The 18226-nt window shown below is 53.6% G+C and carries 16 protein-coding genes and 1 tRNA gene; 10 read left to right on the top strand and 7 right to left on the bottom strand.

What is annotated here, in order from left to right; translation table 11 throughout:
- Positions 1-35: 35 nt before the first annotated feature.
- The gene (locus G536_RS0102935; RefSeq protein ID WP_022822089.1) at positions 36-1133 is read left to right on the top strand and encodes a YncE family protein; all 1098 of its coding nucleotides are present in this window, start codon (positions 36-38) and stop codon (positions 1131-1133) included.
- Between the two features lie 80 nt (positions 1134-1213).
- Here G536_RS0102935 and G536_RS0102930 read toward each other — a convergent pair whose 3' ends face one another.
- Positions 1214-1495, bottom strand: a complete 282-nt coding sequence (locus G536_RS0102930; RefSeq protein ID WP_022822088.1) for a hypothetical protein — start codon at positions 1493-1495, stop codon at positions 1214-1216.
- Between the two features lie 203 nt (positions 1496-1698).
- Between G536_RS0102930 and G536_RS0102925 the strand changes: the two genes are divergently transcribed.
- The 4 genes from G536_RS0102925 to G536_RS0102910 all read left to right on the top strand — a co-directional run bounded on the left by G536_RS0102925 (position 1699) and on the right by G536_RS0102910 (position 6423).
- On the top strand, positions 1699-1980 hold the full coding sequence (locus G536_RS0102925) for a hypothetical protein (RefSeq protein WP_169515032.1): 282 nt from the start codon (positions 1699-1701) through the stop codon (positions 1978-1980).
- Positions 1981-2021: 41 nt separating this feature from the next.
- Positions 2022-2564 (top strand): helix-turn-helix domain-containing protein, encoded by a 543-nt coding sequence (locus G536_RS0102920; RefSeq protein ID WP_033369493.1) that lies wholly within the window; start codon positions 2022-2024, stop codon positions 2562-2564.
- A 119-nt stretch (positions 2565-2683) separates the two neighbouring features.
- Complete coding sequence (locus tag G536_RS0102915) at positions 2684-4090, top strand: hypothetical protein (RefSeq protein ID WP_022822085.1); 1407 nt, start codon at positions 2684-2686, stop codon at positions 4088-4090.
- A gap of 74 nt (positions 4091-4164) precedes the next feature.
- On the top strand, positions 4165-6423 hold the full coding sequence (locus G536_RS0102910) for a B12-binding domain-containing radical SAM protein (RefSeq protein ID WP_022822084.1): 2259 nt from the start codon (positions 4165-4167) through the stop codon (positions 6421-6423).
- Positions 6424-6444: 21 nt separating this feature from the next.
- Here G536_RS0102910 and G536_RS0102905 read toward each other — a convergent pair whose 3' ends face one another.
- From G536_RS0102905 to G536_RS0102895, 3 genes are read right to left on the bottom strand one after another with little or no spacing between them, the layout of a single operon-like run.
- Positions 6445-7533 (bottom strand): hypothetical protein, encoded by a 1089-nt coding sequence (locus tag G536_RS0102905; protein ID WP_157530358.1) that lies wholly within the window; start codon positions 7531-7533, stop codon positions 6445-6447.
- 55 nt (positions 7534-7588) lie between these two features.
- Complete coding sequence (locus tag G536_RS0102900) at positions 7589-8125, bottom strand: GNAT family N-acetyltransferase (protein ID WP_022822082.1); 537 nt, start codon at positions 8123-8125, stop codon at positions 7589-7591.
- Positions 8126-8180: 55 nt separating this feature from the next.
- Entirely contained in the window at positions 8181-8414 is a 234-nt protein-coding gene (locus tag G536_RS0102895) for a hypothetical protein (protein ID WP_157530356.1), read from the bottom strand.
- A 160-nt stretch (positions 8415-8574) separates the two neighbouring features.
- Between G536_RS0102895 and G536_RS0102890 the strand changes: the two genes are divergently transcribed.
- The 5 genes from G536_RS0102890 to G536_RS0102875 all read left to right on the top strand — a co-directional run bounded on the left by G536_RS0102890 (position 8575) and on the right by G536_RS0102875 (position 15516).
- Positions 8575-8647: transfer RNA gene (locus G536_RS0102890), tRNA-Gly, on the top strand.
- Between the two features lie 167 nt (positions 8648-8814).
- Positions 8815-11607 carry a restriction endonuclease gene (locus G536_RS0102885; protein ID WP_022822080.1) on the top strand — a complete coding sequence of 931 codons (2793 nt, stop codon included), beginning with the start codon at positions 8815-8817 and terminating at the stop codon, positions 11605-11607.
- Between the two features lie 15 nt (positions 11608-11622).
- Positions 11623-13497, top strand: a complete 1875-nt coding sequence (locus G536_RS26010; protein ID WP_022822079.1) for a site-specific DNA-methyltransferase — start codon at positions 11623-11625, stop codon at positions 13495-13497.
- Between the two features lie 200 nt (positions 13498-13697).
- A complete protein-coding gene (locus G536_RS32005) occupies positions 13698-13868 on the top strand; it encodes a hypothetical protein (RefSeq protein WP_157530354.1) in 171 nt (56 codons plus the stop codon).
- A gap of 61 nt (positions 13869-13929) precedes the next feature.
- Entirely contained in the window at positions 13930-15516 is a 1587-nt protein-coding gene (locus G536_RS0102875; protein ID WP_022822078.1) for a hypothetical protein, read from the top strand.
- A gap of 231 nt (positions 15517-15747) precedes the next feature.
- On the opposite strand, the gene G536_RS0102870 is transcribed toward G536_RS0102875, so the two are convergent.
- From G536_RS0102870 to G536_RS0102860, 3 genes are all read right to left on the bottom strand, one after another.
- Positions 15748-16395 (bottom strand): hypothetical protein, encoded by a 648-nt coding sequence (locus G536_RS0102870; protein ID WP_022822077.1) that lies wholly within the window; start codon positions 16393-16395, stop codon positions 15748-15750.
- A 269-nt stretch (positions 16396-16664) separates the two neighbouring features.
- A complete protein-coding gene (locus G536_RS0102865) occupies positions 16665-17825 on the bottom strand; it encodes an AAA family ATPase (RefSeq protein ID WP_022822076.1) in 1161 nt (386 codons plus the stop codon).
- Positions 17822-18226 (bottom strand): hypothetical protein, encoded by a 405-nt coding sequence (locus G536_RS0102860; protein WP_157530352.1) that lies wholly within the window; start codon positions 18224-18226, stop codon positions 17822-17824. Before G536_RS0102860 ends, G536_RS0102865 begins: the two co-directional genes overlap by 4 nt.

Raw genomic sequence — 18226 nt, 5'->3', positions numbered from 1 at the left:
CTTCTGTCCTCACTTTTCTTTTTTTCCTAGTTTCAATGAAACCATTTTCCACCTTTTCGAGCGTACCTACCCGGCTGGTACTGGGTGCTGCTGCCGCTTTCAGCTTGCTGGCTTGCGACCCTTCTTCCACTCCGGAACCTGCCGAACCGACGGTAGAGACCAAAACCGTGTTTGTAGTGAACGAAGGCAACTTTCTGCAATCCAACGCTGAAATCAGCTCGTTTAGCAAGGCTACCAACAAAGTTTCAAACCTCTCGTTGTTTTCGGCCGCCAACAGCCGCCCGCTTGGCGACGTAGCTCAGAACATGTCTGTGCGGGACAGCACCGGCTACATTGTGGTTAATAACAGCAACAAGCTGGAAGTGGTGAACCTGCGCACGTTCCGCTCGTTGGCTACTATTACTGGGCTCAAGCTACCCCGCTACTTTGCAGCGGCTTCGGCCGAGAAAGGCTACGTTACCGAAACTGTATCGTACTCAGTGGCCACCGGCCAGGTATCGGTTATCAACCTCAAAACCAATACCGTAATAAAAACTATTGCCGTAGGCAAACAGCCAGAGCACCTGCTGGTAGTGGGCAACCGGGTATACGTCACCAACAACGGTGGCAGCACGGTTACTGTTATCAACACCGATACCGATACCGTGGAAGGCACCGTTACTGTAGGAGATGCTCCAAATAGCCTGGTACTGGACCGCAACAACCGCGTGTGGGTACTGAGCAGCGGCCGGGTGGTGTACGACATCAATTATAACGTCGATTACAACCTCACCAGCAAGGGTAGCCTGTCGAGCTTTACGCCTGGTAGTTTCACGGCTAGCACTCGTATTTTCAATACCAACCTAGCCCAGCCGGGCCGCCTGAGCATCAACGGCAGCCGCGACCAGCTGTACTACACTTTTCAGGGCGGCGTGTACCGGCTAAGCATCAACGACAACGACTTGCCCACTACGCCCCTCTTTCGGCGTCGCAGCATCTACGGCCTCGGCATCGACCCACAGGACAATACCATATACAGCGGCATTGCTCCTTCGTTCAGCACCGCCGGGCAAGTAGTCCGGTTCCGGAACACGGGTGCAGCTATCGACTCCTTTACAGTTAAAATTGGCCCGAATGGGTTTGTGTTCTATTAATCTATATTAATAATTAGTAAGAAGGCCGGCCTCCGTATGGGAGCCGGCCTTTTTATTGCTGGAATCGAGCACTGAACCGTCTATTTATCGGTCATGCCGTCGTTGTTACGGTCTTCGCGCTCGGCGGCACCTTCGTACACTTCGCGGTTGCTGGGGGCGGTGCTGGTGTCGTTGTTCATGCCGGACGTGGCTTCGTCGCCGCCAGTGCCGGTGGGTTCCAGGGCATCGGCGTCATTGTCTTTGGCAACGTCGGATTCTACGTTGGTATCACCAGACTTGGTGCCTGTACCGCAGGAAGTAAGCGCGGGCGTGGCAAGCAAAGCGGCAGCAACCAGCAAGCGGGGCAGCGTGGAATATTTCATAGTACAGAAGGGAGGTTGGCAGGGTACAAGGCAAAATAGCCTTCCCTGATACGGCAACGGAAGCGCATCGTTACGGAGCACCCCACAACGGAGTAGTCGCCGGCCTCGGTTGGAAACGGTATATTTGGGGGTCTACCCTTGTTTGTATGAGTCGTCGCGTTACTTCTTTCAACTATCAGCCGCTGCTACGCCGGGCCGGCGTATTGGCCGCCATTAGCCTGGCGCTGTCATTTGCGCTGATTAGTTTTTTATTCGGATTCGAGGATGAATTTTTCGGCCGGCTAGTTGGCAGTTTTTTCGTATTTTTCTGGCTGTTGGCAGTAACATTTCTGGGAGTTGTGCCCTTTGTAAGCTGGGCAGCCGCTCACTGGTTTGGGAAGAGTTGGACAGCAGAAACTGTTCAGCCTGCTCGCAAGCCTCGTTCGGCTTCTACTTCGGCAACCGTGCGCAAGCCTGCGCGTACTGTAAGTGGTTTGAATAAATAATCTTGTAACCCGTGAAAACAACGCTGCTTCATATCAAGAATATGGTTTGTCCACGTTGCGTGGAGGCCGTCCGCTCCTTACTCGAACAAGCTGGTTACCACCCCACGGAGGTAACGCTGGGCCACGCCCAACTCGATAAAGACACGCCCGCCGACCCGGCAGCCGTGGCCCCCATTCTGCGTGAAGCCGGCTTTGATGTGCTCATGGGCCGGGCCGAGCAGATGACCGAACAAATTAAAGCCGCACTGGCCGAGTATCTGGAGCACTTGCGCACGGCTCGTATGCCTCTTACCACTTCGGCTTTCCTTACCGACCGGTTTGCAGCTACGTATTCGCACCTGAGCAAAGTTTTCTCGCGCACGGCCAATCTTACCATCGAGAAATACTTGATTCGGCTGAAAATCGAGCAGGTGAAAGAGATGCTGAGCTACAACGAAATGACGCTGAGCGAAATTGCCGACCAGATGCGCTACAGCAGCGGCCAGCACCTAAGCAACCAGTTCCGCCAAGTGACCGGCCGCTCCGTTAGCGAATTCCGCCGCGACCTGATGCCCAAGCGTCTGTCATTGGACCAGCTGGCATAACCCAGCGCGGAAGCTGAACGGCCGAGTTTCGTACGTATACCAGCCGGATTCTGTATAACCTGATAAGGCCCGCCGGGGTATTGATAGGAGTTACTTCCTTTCAGTACCCCGGCTTTTTTATGGCACATTCTAAACGCGCATTTTTCCTGGCAAGCCTGCTGCCATTGGCTAGCACGCTTGCTTACAGTCAGCACCAAGGCCACCAGATGCCTGGCATGGCGCCACCTGATACCAGCCAAGCACACATGAATCACGCAGGTATGGACCATGGTGCAATGGGCCATGAAGGCATGGGCATGAATATGAGCCACGCTTACTCGCGCAACCTGCCCATGAACCGCAACGGCTCGGGCACGGCCTGGAACCCCGACAAAACGCCTATGTATATGTGGATGAGCCACCACGGGCAATGGATGGTGATGAACCACGGAGCCGTGAATGTGCGCTACTCCCGCCAGAACCTCGGGCGCGACGCTGGCCAGCGGGGTGGCGGCGCGTTTGGGGCTCCTAACTGGTTTATGACCATGGCCCAGCGTCCGATTGGCGAGAAAGGCTTGCTGAACCTGACGGCCATGCTTTCCCTCGACCCGCTCACGGAAAGCGGCAACGGCTACCCGCTGCTGTTCCAAAGCGGAGAAGCGTATAAGGGCCAGCCTCTAGTAGACCGCCAGCACCCCCACGACCTGTTTTCGGCGCTGAGCGTGGCCTACACGCATTCTTTCAGCGAAGACGTTGACCTCACCGCCTACCTCGGCTACCCCGGCGAGCCGGCTATCGGTCCTGTGGCCTTTATGCACCGGATTTCGGCCATGCCCAACCCCGATGCTGCGCTGGGTCACCACTGGCAAGACGCTACCCATATTACGTTTGGGGTGGCTACGCTGGGATTGCGCTACAAGCAGTTCAAGCTGGAAGGCTCCAACTTTACGGGCCGGGAGCCCAACGAGCACCGCTATGGCTTCGACAAGCCTCGTGCTGACTCGTGGGCAGGCCGCCTAAACTGGAACCCTACACCCAGCCTAGCCTTGCAGGTGAGCCGCGCCTTTATCAAGAGCCCTGAGGAGCTGCACATCGACGAGGACGTGAAGCGCACCACGGCTTCCATCATCCAAAGCAACATGTGGGGCGACTATCGGTACATCACTTCGGCGCTGGTGTGGGGCATGAACCAGCACGTAGCTGACGGCCACACCGACCCGGCTTCGCACTCGGTTCTAGCCGAAACCAACGTGCAGCTCGGCAAGCCTGCCGTGTACGGCCGCTACGAATTCGTGCAGAAGTCTGACGAGGAGCTACGAATTCCCCGCAACGCCCCCGATACCGGCCACCTCAACTACAACGTGCACGCTCTCACGCTGGGGGCCAACTACCGCGTAGCGCAGCTAGCCCACACCGACCTTACGCTTGGCGCCCAAGCTACCGTGTACCGGCCCGATGCCGACATTAAAGCCTATTATGGCTCCACGCCCGTTTCGGCGCAGGTGTATTTGCGGCTGAACCCCTCGTTGATGAAGATGGGGCAGTAGAACGGAACGACAGTAGACCATTTGGCGTTTCATCGAGCCGTATCTTTGCGGTCCGCCTCGTTTGTTGTGCTGCCGTGTCTGACCTTCGCATCCTGCTTGTTACCCCGCCGCTTACGCAGCTGAATACGCCGTATCCGGCCACTGCCTACCTGAAAGGCTTTTTGGGAGGGCGCGGCTACACCCACGTCACGCAGGCAGATTTGGGGCTGGAACTGGTGCTGAAGCTGTTCTCGCAGGCGGGGCTGCGCCGGGTGTTTGCGGCCATTGAAGCCGGCAACTTCAAACTCAGCGACAATGCCCGCCGCATGCTGCGGCTCCAGCGCAGCTACCTCAGCACCATCGAACCGGTTATTCGGTTCCTGCAAAACAAAGACAACACGCTGGCGCCACGCATCTGCCACAGTAGGTTTCTGCCCGAAGCCGGCCGCTTCGACAACGTGGCCGATTTGGAAACGGCCTTCGGCAGTATGGGCCTCACCGACCAGGCCCGCCACCTCGCCACGCTGTATCTGGAAGACCTCGGCGACTTAATAAAGGAAACCGTGGGGCCGCAGTTCGGCTTTTCGCGCTACGCTGAGAAGCTAGGTATGTCGGCCACCACATTTGATGCCATGCACGAAGCCTTATTGGCTCCGACTAATCTACTGGATACCATGCTGCTGGAACTGGCCGATGAGCTGGTAGCGCGGGTGCAGCCCGATGTGTTGGGGTTCACGGTGCCGTTTCCGGGCAACCTGTACGGCGCGCTCCGGCTGGCCGGCCGCATCAAGGAAATCAGCCCGAACACCAAAACGTTGATGGGTGGTGGCTACCCCAACACCGAGCTGCGCCAAATTCGGGAGCCCCGCTTTTTCGATTACATCGACTACCTGACGCTGGACGACGGCGAAGGTCCGTGGCTGCGTCTTTTAGAGGCTATTAGTTCAGAGCTGCTGGGTGTTAGCTCTTCGTTCAACAACAACAGTGCAGAACAACAGTCAGCAGCTAACACCCAGCAGCTAACAGCTCAAACCTTACAACGTACATTTCTGCGCAATGCGGCCGGCGAGGTGGAGTATGTCAATCACCCGCACCCTGATATTCCGCACCCGGAGGTGGGCACTCCTGATTATTCGGATTTGCCATTGAGCGAGTACCTGTCGGTGATTGAGGTGCTGAACCCCATGCACCGCCTCTGGAGCGACGGGCGCTGGAACAAGCTCACGGTGGCGCACGGCTGCTACTGGAAGCGCTGTTCGTTCTGCGACGTCACGCTGGATTATATTTCGCGCTACGAAACTGCGCCGGCCACGTTGCTGGTAGACCGTATCGAGCAAATCATTGCTCAAACCGGCCAGACCGGCTTTCACTTTGTGGATGAAGCTGCCCCGCCGCTGGCCCTGCGCGACTTGGCCATCGAGCTGCTTAAACGGCGCGTGAGCATTACGTGGTGGGGCAATATTCGCTTCGAGAAAACCTTCACGCCCGACCTATGTCGGCTGCTGGCCGCCTCGGGCTGCATTGCGGTATCGGGCGGGCTGGAAGTGGCTTCGGATAGGTTGCTGGCTTTGATGGAAAAGGGCGTCACGATTGGGCAGGTGGCCCGCGTGACAGACGGTTTCACGCAGGCCGGTATCATGGTGCACGCCTACCTGATGTACGGCTTCCCCACCGAAACTGCCCAGGAAACCGTGGACAGCCTGGAAGTGGTGCGGCAGTTGTTTGCGGCCGGTATTGTGCAGAGTGGGTACTGGCACCGCTTTTCCATGACGGCGCACTCACCGGTGGGCAAAAACCCAGCGAAGTACCAGGTGGTAGCCATTGGCCCCGAGCCCGGCCCTTTCGCCTGGAACGACTTGTGGCACGACGACCCCACCGGAGCCGACCACGAGCAATTCGGGCCGGGCTTGGCTAAGGCGCTCTATAACTACCTGCACAGCGTAGCCTTGCATGAGCCGCTGAGCTTCTGGTTTGATTTCCGGGTGCCGAAAACGACGGTTTCGCGCCACCTCATTGAGCAGGCTTTGCAGGAACCCGCCAAACCCGACTTTGCTAAGCAAAACCAACGGCTGTTCTGGCTGGGCAACGCGCCCGAACTGCGGCAGGAAAACGGCAAGAAAGGCCCGCGCGCCGTCCTGACGTTCTACGAGCAAGCCGAAGACTTCGAAGTGACTGTGCCTGTTGCACTAGGCGAGTGGCTGCAACAGTTACTGGCCGGCCTGACCCAGGACTACGACACCAAGCTGCTTGTAAAAGACGTAGCCCGCTCCTTCCCGGCTGGGCAGTCGTTCGAGCGGTTTCTGGAGTCGCCGGCTTGGCTGCTGCTACGGGAAAAGGGACTATTAATTCTGTAGGGTACCAGAAATAGACTTGCGCTATTTTCGCCACTGCCGGATGGCCTCCACGTAGCCCGAAGCCGGCTGGGGCCAAGTCCACTTTCCCTCCGAGTTCAAGCTACCGGGCACCCGGAAGTTGGCGTCGGCCTTTGGGAAAGTGCGTAGCGTACTACGCCGCCCCCCCAAAGCTGCCCGGAGCCGACTGGTGCTGGTAGCGGCATTCAGCGAAGTATCGGCGGCGGCATACAGCGCCAGCACGGGTATCCGCTGGCTAGCAAGCACCTGAAACGGCTTGGCTTCTTCATTGGATGGTATAGGCACGTTTTCCAGCACTACAAATGCCGCCGTTGGTTTCGGCAATGTAGCAGCAGGCGCTACGGCCACTGCGGTGCTGCCACTCACCCAGAGGCCAATACGAGTGGTGTCGGTGGCGGGCGCCCGGCGTAGCGCTACCAGCACCGCCGCAGCCGTCTGAAGCGTGGCCGAATCAGGCACGGCCGTTGGCTGAACCGTAATCACCGTAGTCAGAAAGCCCTGCCGGGCTAGCTGGGCGGCGCGGGCAGTAGTAGCGCCTTTATGCGCAGCATCGGTGAACAACGCCACGGCGCTGTGCTGGCTGACTGTATCGTTGGGCACCAGCAAAGTAAGGGCGGGGGCCCCGAGTCGGGGTTGCGCCGCGAGTTGCTTCTGCTGGTAGGCCCGGGCTTCAGGCTGGCCCCGCCGCACCCACACAAAATCCACCCGCACACTGTCCAGAGAAAACACGCCGCGCAGAAAGTCACCCTCCTGCACAGCCGTTACGTCGATGCCGCCTGTTGGCAGTCCTTCGTCGAAACGCAACTGGGGTTCCGTGTATATCAGGTTGGCGCCCGTGAAATCCAGGTCGGGCATATCCGGGAAAGAAACGTCGGCTTGCAGCTGACCGGGGCGGGCTTCGCGTAAATCCAGCACCGTCCGCAACTCCGTGCCTTGGTAGCTTACCTGCCCTTCGTAGTGCCCGGTAGGCAATGTAGCCGGAGCCTTTTTCTCGGTATCGAGGGTGCAGGCGGTGAGCAGCCAGGCCCACGCTGGCCACCACGCCACCCGACGATACCACCACGGAATCCAGACGGGATAAGTATTTCTCACGCAAGCAGTAAAGTAAGACAAGGCTCAAAGGTAAAGCAGAAGCGTAACTCCACTTTTATAAACCCTTACGCATAATCAGGTCGATTTGCCTATCAGAGCCCAGTGTAAACTCGTGTTGCCCGATTACTTTGAAGCCGAAGCGTTGGTAAAAAGCAATGGCGTGCTGATTTTTCTCCCACACGCCCAGCACCACCGAGCGGCAGGCTTGTTGCCGAGCTTCTTCAATACTGCGCCGCATCAGCGAAGCACCTAGGCCAGTGCCAATCCAATCTTCGCGCACATACAGCCGCTCAATCTCCACACGCTGGTCGGGTGCCTTACCAGGCTCTACACCCAGCGTGGAATGGAAGCGCAGTTTGGCGTATCCCACCAGCTCCTGCTGCATACGAGCCAGCAGAAACACAGTGTCTTTGTCATGCAGCTCGGCCAACTGCTTTTCCTCGGAAAAGGTAGCCGCTAGATAAGTGACCATATCCTCCGGTGTATTATCGGCGGCGAAAGTATTCTCAAATGTTTGGCGCCCCAAAGCGGCTAGCTGCGCGGCAGTGGCAGCGTTGGGCCGGGCAACTGAAATAACAAGTGGTGACGACATAGTGCCCAAAGGTACGCAAGCCTTGAAATCAGAAACCACCTCCACGACGACGCCTTTACACCCGGCTCCGATGGGCCATACTCCATCCCAGGCGCACCAGCAGAATGCCCCCAATCAGCAACAGCAAGCTCACAACTAGCTCCCGGTTGAGCAGAGCAGCCATACCAGCCTGCTGGTAAGCGTAGTACGTGACGTAGATACGCAGTCCCAATGCAACTAGCAGCATAAAACCAGCCAACATGTTCAGGCGCCCTACCAGACGGCGCGTAACAGGAGGAAGCGGAGCCATAGAAACTGAATTGGTGAATAAATCATACGGAATAGGCATCCCGTTGGGTTGGAACATACAAACGGGCCGCCAAATTCCTCCCCTGACATTCGCAGCTACCTGAAAACCAACAAGAGTTGCAATTTGATTTTCAGCGCTTACTTTTGCTTCACCAATTTCCGCGAGAGTAGCTCAGTTGGTAGAGCATCAGCTTCCCAAGCTGAGGGTCGCGAGTTCGAGCCTCGTTTCTCGCTCACTGTAAATCAGCCACTTAGATGCAAGTCTGGGTGGCTGATTTGTTTTTGAATTACAATATGAATTACACAAGCACACATATCCTTTGTTAGTGGAACAAATTTTAGCCTGCCCATCAATATAGTTTGGGCTCTCAGTGTAGCAACTTACTTTCGTGGCTAACGCCATGATTCTACAACTCGAAACTCTCCCGTACCAGCAACAAGCTATTGATTCCGTACTGGGCCTATTTGAAGGCCAGCCCCGCAATAGCTTTGCCACGTCCTTCCTGCATACAGCGCAAATAAATCGTTGCGACCTTACCCCGGACGAATTACATGCCAGCGCCAAGCGCATCATGCTAGCTAACGGCCTAGACCCAGCTACGTCTGGCCACCTCGACACTGCCGAAACGCTGACAACTCGTCGCGACTTCTGTATTGAGATGGAAACTGGCACCGGTAAGACGCTAGTGTACCTGCAAACGCTCTATAAGCTGCACCAAGACTTTGGGTTTTCCAAGTTCATTATCATAGTCCCTTCTGTAGCTATCCGGGCTGGGGTAGTGGGCACGATGGATAATTTCAGCGACCAGCTAGCCGCCCGTTACGGATTCCGGCTTGGTTTATTTGCCTATGATTCCAAGAGACTGAACAAAGTGCGCGACTTCGTGAGCAACCCTGCACCGCAGGTGATGGTAACGACTATTCAATCTTTTACCAGCGACACGGCTATTCTTAATCAAAGTGGGCGCGACAACAGCATTGACGGACTAACATACCTGCAAGCTCTGGGCCGAACGCGCCCCATCATCGTGATGGATGAGCCGCAGGAAGGTATGGACACCGAAAACGCCTTGGAGCGCCTACAACCGCTAAACGCACTAGCTACGCTCCGTTATTCCGCAACGCACAAGGTATTGCGCAACCGACTATATCGCCTTACGCCCTACGATTCATACCGCGAGGGTTTAGTGAAGAAGATAGAAGTGCTGACCGTGGCAGAGAAGGGCGATGAGGGCACTCTTAAATTAACACTGCTGGACGTGGACGCGAAACTATTAGCCTTGCCAAAGGCCAAATTAGAGTTTTGGAAACGGGATGCCAGCGGTAACGTCAAATTGAAGGAAAGTACATGGCTGAAAAAAGGCGATAAACTCAGCGATATAAAAATATCTAATAACCCGAGCTACGCAGGCTATGAGATTGACCGCATCTGGAAACCGCTGGGCAAGACGCGCTACCGCATTTCCTTCACTAACGGCGTAGAACTGGAGCAAGGCCAAAAGGCAGGCGACCTTGAAGGGCTGTTTCGCTTGCAACTGCGCTACTTGCTACTACGCCACTTCCAGAAACGAGCTACTCTGCATCCGAAGGGCATTAAATGCTTAGCACTCGTGTTTATCGACACCGTAGCCAACTACGTAGGCGAGCAGCCGCTTATTAAAACGCTGTTTGAGGAGGAATACCGCGCCGCTTACGCTGAGCACAACGGCGGCACCGCCCCAACGCCCGAACAGGTAACGGCTGTGCAAGGCTACTACTTCGCGGCGGCTAAGAAGAACCCCGCCCCGGAGGACTACACCGATTCGGCTGCCAAGATGGCCAGCAACGGCGATATGTACCGGCTTATCCTGAAAGAGAAGGGTAAGCTGCTGTCATTGGATAACCCTGTTGAAATCATCTTCACGCACTCCGCGCTGGGGGTAGGATGGGATAACCCCAATATCTTCACTATTGCCACTCTCAACCAGTCGTATTCTGACATTAAAAAGCGCCAAGAAATCGGGCGCGGGCTGCGTCTGTGCGTGAACCAGGAAGGTCAGCGACAGCGCGACCTAGCCGACACGCCAGAAGGAGAGGAAATGAACCTACTGACTGTCGTACCTAACGAAACTTATCAAGCCTTCGTCAGCCAGTACCAAGACGACTTGCGAGAAGCTGATGGGCAGCAACTACGTGGAGCACCCATGCGCCACCAACATAAAGACGACAAGGCGACTAAGAAAACCGTGCGCCGCAACGACAAGCTATTTAATAGCGCTGATTTTCAGGAGTTTTGGCGGCGACTGGCCCGCCGCACTGATTACACTGTACATTTCAGCGAAACCGACCTTATCCGGGAAGGAGCTACTGCCTTAGCCACGCTTCGAGTACCGCCTTACGAGGCTGAGGTAACGCTAGTGCGGATTCAGAGTTTAGGCAGCAGCGAGAAGGACATTGAGCTAGTAGATGGTGGTTCAGGTGAAGCTGTGGCTTTAAGTGCCCAATTAGCCCCTATTGATGCTGTTGAAGAATTAAGCGAAGGGAGTGGCCTAGCCTATACCACCGTGTTGGGAATCTTGCAGCAATTACCAGCCGCTGCCTTGCGCGAACTGGCTACCAACCCAGTACGCTGGGTACAGCTAGCCTTGCCGCACCTGCGCCGGGTAGCTATCGATACCATGCTGCGCGGGCTAGAATACCGAGTGCTGCCCACTGGGTATAGTGCCGCCGAGCAAGCAGCTATGTTTCCTCCTACATGGGAAACTTTTTCCGACAACTTGGCCGCTACTCCGCAGCGTGGCCTTTATGACCAGATGCAGCCTGATAGCGACGTAGAAGCTGACTTTGCCCTTGACGCTGACCGTAATGCTAAAGTAGTATGCTTCCTTAAATTCCCCGACAAATATCGCATCCCCGTGCCCGGCGGCCGCTACTACGAACCCGACTGGGGCATAGTATATCAACGTAAGAAGCTGGGTGGTGAGGTAGAAGACACTTTCTACTTCGTGGTGGAAACCAAGGGCACCAACACGCTCACCGACCCTAAAGCCCTGACTGAGGACGAGAAATTTAAGATGGAATGCGCCACCAGGCACTTCGCGGCTCTGGGCTTAGAGGCTCATATCCGCTACGCCGCACCCATTAAGGACTTCGGCAGCTTTGAAACCCGCATCCAGCACCCCGGCGAAGCCGACCACGCCCCGGTCACTGCCTAGCCCCAACAGCCCCCAATGGAAACCCTGAACGATTACTTGCCTACCACTCCTGACCTGAACGCCGAGCGTTTAGCCGACCTACGCCGCCTTTGGCCCGACTTGTTTACCAATGAGGGCCAGCCTAACCCTACCGCAGTGCAAGCAGCTCTAGGCCTGACTACCCCGGCTGCCGAACGCTATGCCTTCACATGGAGCGGGAAAACGGCTGCCCGGCAAGCAGCGTTTGCGCCCACTACCACTACGCTGGTGCCCGACGCAGCCCGGTCGTTTCAGCCGGAGAAGGGCCGACACGCTATTATCGAGGGCGATAACCTACAAGTGCTGAAATTGCTACTAGGCGGCTACCGTGGAAGAGTGAAGTGCATCTATATTGACCCGCCCTATAATACGGGTAAGGACTTTGTATACAGCGATAATTACACTGAGGACAAGCTACCCTATTGGGAGCAGACAGGCGGTATTCAAGATGGCGTACTTACCGACACCAATCCTGATACCCATGGCCGTTACCATTCAGATTGGCTATCCATGATATACAGCCGCTTACTGCTAGCCCGGCAGCTGCTGCGTGAAGATGGAGTAATATTTCTTTCTATTGATGACAACGAAGGCCATAATCTACGCAAAGTGCTAGATGATACATTTGGCGAAGAAAATTTTGTTGGCCAAATCATTTGGAAAAAAAAGACTAACGGTAACAATATGGGGCTTATCCCCCCTGTACATGATTACATTATCTGTTATGCCAAATCAATTGAGCAGATACAAGAATTCGGCCTGCCAATGACCCAGGAATATATTGACAAGAATTTTTCTAATCCTGACAACCACCCTGATGGCCTATGGACTACACAAGACTTATCGGCTAACCATAAAGGTCCTCACTTTCCTATCACTAACGAAGCGACTGGGACAGTACATCTACCAGCGGAAGGAAGATATTGGGTATTTAATGAGGCGGAAGTAAAAAGGCGTATTGCTGATGGCCGTATCATATTTGGTAAAACGGGCAAGACTGGCCCAATTCAACGAGTGTTCTTATCCAGCAAAGAAGGGAAACGAATTAGGGCAGAATCTTGGTGGGATAAACATGGTATGAATGAAGATGCTACTCAGCAGTTGAGAGAAATTTTTTCTGTTGCCAAAATATTTGACCACTCCAAACCGAGTACCACGCTTCAAACGTTAGTCAAAATAGCCACTTCAAAGAACGAGGGTGATATAGTTCTGGACTTTTTCGCTGGTTCAGGCACTACATTCCAGGCTGTAGTAGACCAAAACAAATTAGATGGTGGAAACAGACAGTGTATTCTTGTTCAACTACCTGAACGAACAACTGCACAAAGCCCAGCCCACCTTGCTGGTTACCATAAGATTTCTGACCTCACTATTGAGCGAGCCAAGCGCGTCGTAATTGGCTACGGCGAAAATCCTCAGCCATTAGAAACCGGGTTCTACGTGTGGCGTATGGAGCCTAGTCGCTTCCCGGCCGCTCGCTTCCAGCCAAAACCAGGTCAGTCAGCCGACGAGCAGCTAGCTGAGTTGAAAAAGTATCTGGCTAAGAAGCAAGCTACCTTGCAACTGCCCTTTGTGGACGACGGCCAGCCCGCCCGCGTGGCCGAAATCCTACTTAAAAATGGTTTTTCTCTTAATTACACCATATCCGAGCCGCTGCCTCAATATCCTGACAACCGTATTGTGCGCGTCACCGATCAAGAGACCAACAAAACGGTCCTACTTGCTCTCGATGACACCCTCTCCGATGCCACTGTGCAGCAGCTCAGCCATCAGCCTCCCTCTGAGAAGTTCATCGCTCCCGAACGCGCTTTCAACACCACCGCAAAGTGGAACCTTAAGATGCACCTGAAGGATAACCTGCTTGCTACCTAATGATTAGAACAAGGCACCTTTTATGATAGACAGGTGTATTTCTCATAAATACTGCGACTATTTGTGCCGAAACTTCTGTAGTTTCGGAGGGCATTCGCGTACTTTGCGGTCCGATTTCCGTATGCCACCTAGCCTTCAGGCACTTTTTATCAGCACATCCCTATCTTCATTTCCGTTTTTCACGTTTTTTCTGTTTTCCCATGGCACAAAATAAATCTCCCCAAGTCACCTTCGACTTGCAACGAGTACAAGCCGAATTGCAAAGCCCCAACTATCGGGAGCGAGTTGCACAGGTGAAACGCGACGTGAAATCTTTGCAGGAAAAGGCTATTATTGATCGTAATCGCCTCAACGTTCCCGTATCGTTCTAATAGGTTTTCACAATATGTTCAGACGGCGTTCCTAATTGGAACGCCGTTTTCATTTCTCCTTATGCCTCTACACACCGATCCACCCGTTATTATCAAAACCACGCTACTACCTTATTCCGAAGCAAACTTGGCCGCAGTGCTGGAAAACAGGTGGGTGCAGGCAGCCACTATTTGCCGCAGCCAGCAGTTTGCCTTTTTTAAGGAGTATCTGGGGGAAAAAAACGACGGGCTAAATGCGCAAACTATTCTAGTCGAATCGCCATATGTAAGCCAATCCTACCTGACGGATTATACCCACTATTATGCTCACTGCTTTGCCCCCTACGAGCGGTATTGCAAGCGAGTGCACTTCTTCGCATTGTCATTCACGGAAGACGAGCTGCTGGCAGCCTTGCCTGAGGAAAATCACGAGATATGGACAGCATACTTGGGATATGTCGTGGTAAAGCCGCTACCTGCTCCTATTGGGGCTACTTTGTTACGCCCATACACCGATGGAAACCAAAAGCAACGTCGCTATCCAGTGCGGCGGCCTTACCCTGTCAACTTGCTCGGGCGTAAGCTGACTATCGAAACGCTCATTTTTCAGCAGCAGGATACCAACGTCAGCGCCTGTGCCACCACAGCCTTGTGGATGGCCTTCCACAAAACGGCATTTCTGTTTCAAACCAAGTTGCCTTCGCCTTACCATATCACTGAGTCGGCGGGTAACCTGTTTCACAACAACGGTCGCAACTTCCCTAGTCGGGGCCTCGATACCAACCAGATTCTAACGGCTATTGAATCCGTGGGACTGGTATCAGAGTATCGTAATTACGCCGTGCCTACACCAGAAGATGTTGAATCTGGTGAAGCCACCCGCCAGCTTCAGGAAGCCAAAGCATTCATTTATGCTTATTTGAAAATGGGGTTGCCTGTGCTGCTGTTCATAGGTTTTGCCAGCGGCGGACACCTAATAACCGCGACCGGCTACCGGGAGCCGCAACCTGGGCACAACTATTCCGGTAGTACAGCCTTGCTCTCGGACGGGATTGAGCGCATGTACGTGCATGACGATGGCATTGGCCCCTACTCACGCTTAGGCTTCAACGACACCGAAGGGCACTTAGAAACATCTTGGCCATTGCATGGCGATTGGAGCCAACGCGAACCAGCTGCCTTAGTAGCTGTGGCGGTTCCCATAGTGCCCGATGTGCGCATCCAATACGAACAAGTATACGAACAGGCTGCTGTGTTCAATCAGTTGTTGGTGGTGCTCTGTCAGGGCATCTTTCCCAACGAGCCGCTGCCGCTGGTGTGGGACATCTACTTATCTTACAGCAACGAGTACAAGGCTGACCAGCTACAAAACCCACCCGGCAATTTGGCCCAGGCGCAGCGCATTACCTTGCGCTTGCTCCCTAAATATGTTTGGATTGCCAGAGTACGGCGGGCGGGCAGCATACTACTGGAAATGGCATTTGATGCCACCGACCTGCACACTGGTTTCTATTGCTTGCTCACCAGTACTTATGGGCCGCTACGTACTGTATTGGATACCGCCCTTCAGCAACTAGGTTTTCAACAACTTTTGCGAACCACCCAAGATTTTGACGCTCGGTATCTGCCGCTGCTGCTAGATGATTTGGGCCTGCCGGAACTGCTGTAATTTTTTCAAGAGTTGATATAAAAGTATACAACCTCACCACACGAATATCATTTAGTGTGTGGTGAGGTTGTATGCTCTAGCCCTGCTGAAATTTTTCGCGGCAGCGGTCCAAATACTCTGTACATCGTCTCCGCGGTAGCCAGCGGCCTGAGCCTTAGTTAAGCGGTTGGCGCTGCTCTCTGCCAGACAACCAGATAGTGTGATTAATCCGTGTGATTGCCTGTTTTCTAGCTATTTCAAGAGCAGATGAGCACGTAATAGCTTCTTACGCTTCGTAGACATTTCAAAATAAACGGGTTGGATATTGTGACGCCAAGAGGTAGGCTGGTCTACCCATTCTCCTAATAAACGGTTGAATTTGTCACGTAGCCAGTGAAGGTCGTCCAAACGTTCACGAGCGTAACCAGCCGATAGATCTATACCAGGATGGCTGCGGTAATCGACGATCAAATCATCTATTTCATCCAACCATGCTTGTAGTTCGTCATCGTCGTCGTCGTTGAAATTCGTACCATCAGCTTTTAGGCACTCATCTACCAACTTGCTGTAACGCCCATCAAGCTTTTTGCTGAGTTCAACATCCTCTTCGGCTTTGCGCTTCTGGGCAATTTTCGCACGAATTCTATCGTCGGCATCATCTTCATCGTCGTCTTCCTCTTCAGCTAATGGCATCACTCGAGCGTGCTCGATAGGAGGAGATGCATACTGTACCGGAGGATTACGAAAAGTCGACGGTTGGACTTGCGTGATTACAGCAGCGGTTTCTATGGGATTGTCTCTGAAGTGTTGTGCACGGCACGCATTTGAGCAAAATTTCTTGTTGGCGCGGCCTTGCATAGGCTCTTCGCACTGGATGCAGTTTTGGTTTATGTTACGCATAAAAAGGCAGAGAAATTATTGTTATGAATGTTCGCGAACGCACGCAAACGTTCTGAAATCATCATCGAAAAGGAAAATTCATGCTCATGTGGACGCATAAGAAATCATCCACAGCCCAGATCTAGGCAGTTTGATTTGTGCATTCAGAATTCTTGGTTTTATCATACCACTTCACCCCTCATAGTATAAGCAGGAGTAGAGGTGATGTAGTTAGGCTAAATCCTATGTGCGTGCTTTGCCCAGTGATACATCACCTCACCCCGCATGCTCTATACAGCCCCGCGAGGTGAGGTGATGCTCATAGTGAAAGGGGTGTGTAGTGGTAGATCTGCTTGGAAACCTGGGCTAGGTAGTAGGTCAAGCATTAAGCTTTCTGATAAGATGTAATCTTGCTCTACCTCACGTTTCACAATCATGCCGCACGCCAGCATTCGCTTCTTCCACTTGCTTGCAGCTGTTTCCTTCACATTTCGCAGGTTCTCGATGCGCTTAACCAATTCTGTGTGACGAAGTGAGTCGGTACCCTCCGGGAAACATAGCCGGGCCAAGTCTCGCTCATCTTTATCCTTTTCGGCGCAGACAAGAGCCGCGGCTCGGCCATCAGTCACGAAAAAACGTCGGCCCTGGGAGTAGGAGAAGTACACCGTTTCAAAATCAGGCGCATTGCGTAGGATTTTGCTATTAATCGTGTGGTAGTTTCCCTCTCGATTTTTGGCTACGTTGATAACCCCACCGCCTTTGCGCTCTGCTTCACTACCTAAATGGCCCCGCATTTTGTCGCTGCCCGGATTCTCATGCACCACCAGAATAATGGTCGTGTTAAGCCTGGTCGCTTGAATCATGAACCAGTCTACAATTTTGCCACTTTCAGTAGCTCCATTCACGTCATCAATTAAGTCGGCTAAGCCGTCAATTATCCACAGATGGGTGTCTGGATACGTTTCAAACAGAATTTTCACCCGTAGTAACTTCTCTTCCTTCTTGTAACTCCGAAAGTTGTAGACCTTCAGGTTCGATGGGTGATTGGCGGGCTCTAGCCCCAGAATGCGGCAAATACTAGTAGACGTTTTTTTGGTGTTAGCCTTGGGCTGCTCCGTATCAACGATAATTACAGGCCGCCCATTAGCTGGTAGTACGCTGATGCAGAGGGTATCCTCTTGATGACCTAAGGGCAATAAGGCACTCGCCGCCATACCTACACTCACAGCACTCTTACCCGCCTTGGGTTTACCCGAGATGAAGGAAATGTCCCCGCGCACAGCGAAAGTCTCCCCATTGATACGCACGACAGGTACTAATTCAGGTACGTCCGAGTCGGCTCGCACTTCATCACCTACCAATGCAGTGCGGTCGGGCCCTGTGTACTCTGTTTCTTCGCTCCGGGTAAAACGACGAGGAAAGAAGGCATCCACTCGATCTGCATAGCTCATGATGAGGTTCCTCCTTCTTGCTGCGTATTGGGCAAGTATTTTGAAGTCAATTCAAAGTAGGCCCAATTAACCGCTCGTTCTTGCTTAAGGGCGCTTTTATGATAGGCTTCCTCCTTCCTCAAAAAGGCATTTTCTTGCTTAAGCAGCCCGATTTCTGTTCTAAGACGCTTGTTCTCTTGCCGTGCCAGCGCATCGATCATCTCCTCCATGATCGTTTGCGTAACTAGGCCATTGTAAAGGTCATAGGCACGGGCCAATAACTTTAGCAGTCGTACCCGTTTACTGTCTTGAGGAATACGTCCTAAGTCCAGGTTGAAGAATTCTTCATCTAACCATAGGCGTAGGTCAGCAAGCTCCGCACGGTGCGCTTGCTCATCAAAACAAGAGGTGTTGGTGTCCAT

The organism is Hymenobacter norwichensis DSM 15439, from assembly GCF_000420705.1.
GTDB classification, from domain to species: Bacteria; Bacteroidota; Bacteroidia; order Cytophagales; family Hymenobacteraceae; genus Hymenobacter; species Hymenobacter norwichensis.
This window is presented reverse-complemented; position numbering and strand designations above follow the sequence as displayed.